Annotated in this window: 2 protein-coding genes; both read right to left on the bottom strand. The window is 27.4% G+C overall.

Going from position 1 to position 1,954, the window contains the following annotated elements; genetic code table 11:
- Positions 1 to 206: 206 nt before the first annotated feature.
- A complete protein-coding gene (locus tag ACW9UN_RS17105) occupies positions 207 to 710 on the bottom strand; it encodes a hypothetical protein (protein ID WP_459487583.1) in 504 nt (167 codons plus the stop codon).
- Between the two features lie 163 nt (positions 711 to 873).
- On the bottom strand, positions 874 to 1,857 hold the full coding sequence (locus ACW9UN_RS17100; RefSeq protein ID WP_459487582.1) for a YwqG family protein: 984 nt from the start codon (positions 1,855 to 1,857) through the stop codon (positions 874 to 876).
- Positions 1,858 to 1,954 lie beyond the last annotated feature (97 nt).

Here is a 1,954-nt window from a genome sequence, read left to right as displayed (position 1 = left end):
AAAATTCGCGAGAGACTGTTCAGCTTTTTTTTCCTGCGTTTAGATTTTCCTGAGCAATAAAACATAACGTGTTTGTACAAGGTTAGTTGCGTGGTTTAAGCCTTAAATTTACTAAATAATTACTGACAAAGAAAATCCGAGAGGATTTTCGTAAGTAAGCAAAAAACAAGCAATTAATTTTGTACGGTGTTGTAAACAGGCTTTTTTCATTCTATAATTCCGCTAAATATTTTTGATTCGTTATAAACAGTAATCCCAAAAAGATTCCATTTTAAAATTCCATTAGCAATAAATTCCGCTTTTCCATTCATATTCAAATTACTCGTATTTATTGACTCAAATTCCCACATATAACCGCTCACAATTCCAGTCAAATAACTGTTACTTTCAATTGGGATATATTCATTCTGTTCAATAGAATATTTTACAAGCATGTTTATATCAAAAGTCCAATTATCTTCCAATTTTACTTGTTTAATTTCCGAGTTATTTTTTCTGTCATAGTTTTCTGTTATTGATATTCGGTTTGAGCTTTTTCCTGAATTAGATGCGGAAATTATTTGTACAATTCCGATTACCATTATAAAGATTGAGACAAATTTAAATTGTGGATTAAATATTTTTTTCCCTTTAGCTATAAATCCAACAATTAGATAAAGAAAGTAAAGAACAATAATTCCGTTTATTATAGACCAAATCAAATGTATCATAGTTTTCGTTTTTCAGCTTGTTTACAACGTGTTTGTATATGGTTTGTTGCGTTGTTTAAGTACCTAATTTAGCAAATAAAAACCGAATAGAAAATCCGCGAGGATTTTCGTAAGTAGGCTAGAACTAGCAATAAATTATATACGGTGTTACCACCAGTTTTTTTTAATAACATTGTAAAATAAACCAAGCTTTATCAAAATCTAAATTTTCTAAATCTTTCTGTTTAATCCAAAAATATAATCTTCCAGAATCTCCCCACATCATTTCTGTTTTGTCGTCTGAATCAATTTGTAAAAGTAGTTTCCACTCTTTTTCTTTTCTTTCGAATTCCTCTTTTTTTTGAGAATCAAAAGCTCTGTAGTCTTCATAATAAAGACCTTTAGTTACTAATTCACATTCTAGCTCCATTTCTCCTTGGATATTATTAGAATACCCAAAAATTTTATGGTTAACTTGAGGGTAAGTTATAAGGTCATATATATCTTTTTCCTCTCGATTTAATTCTTTTGAAACAAAATCATTATCCCAACTTGGTAAGCTGTAAGAATTTGAAAAAGTTAATTCACAGGATTTATAAATTCCAAATTCACTAAAATCTGATGGGATTTGTTTTTTTTCAAGATTATTCAAGTCGTTAGAATAATATACTTTGAATTTATCTTTGTCATTATAATCTGAACCCCAAGATTCTTGCTCTGAAGAATAAAAAAAATAAATAATACCTTTTTTTGGTAAACTTATAGAACTTTCCAAATTTTTAATTTCGCTCAAATTTAATTGAGCAATAAAAGATAATGATTTTCCATTTTTTTCTTTAAACCACTCTACACTTTTAGGTAAGTCAGGCACTCCTCCAAATTTTGATTTTCCTAATTCAATATTGCTATTTTCAAATGTTTCTATATTTATTTCACTCTTTATTTTAGGTTCAAAATTATTCCAATGTTTTGCTAAATTAAATTGATTGAAAAATGTTTCTATTTTTTCTTTTGAGTTAATTATACCAATCTGCTTTTCATATTTTACTTCAATAGCTTTTTGTTCCATTCTTTTTCTATTAGAATCGGATTTTTGTTTATTTTTTTCAGCAAGTATTTTGACTATTACTGATAAAATTAAAATAACTATAAAAAATGTTATTTTCATCGTTGGGTTTTAATTGGTGGTAACGTTTTGGTGTATTATTTGTTGCGTAAATTTAGCGAAAAAAAAGCTATTTAGACTAAAACTTTAGCGTTTCCGA

The organism is Polaribacter litoreus (assembly GCF_054584775.1).
The sequence above is the reverse complement of the archived record's forward strand: the minus strand, read 5'-3'. Positions and strand labels throughout refer to the sequence as shown.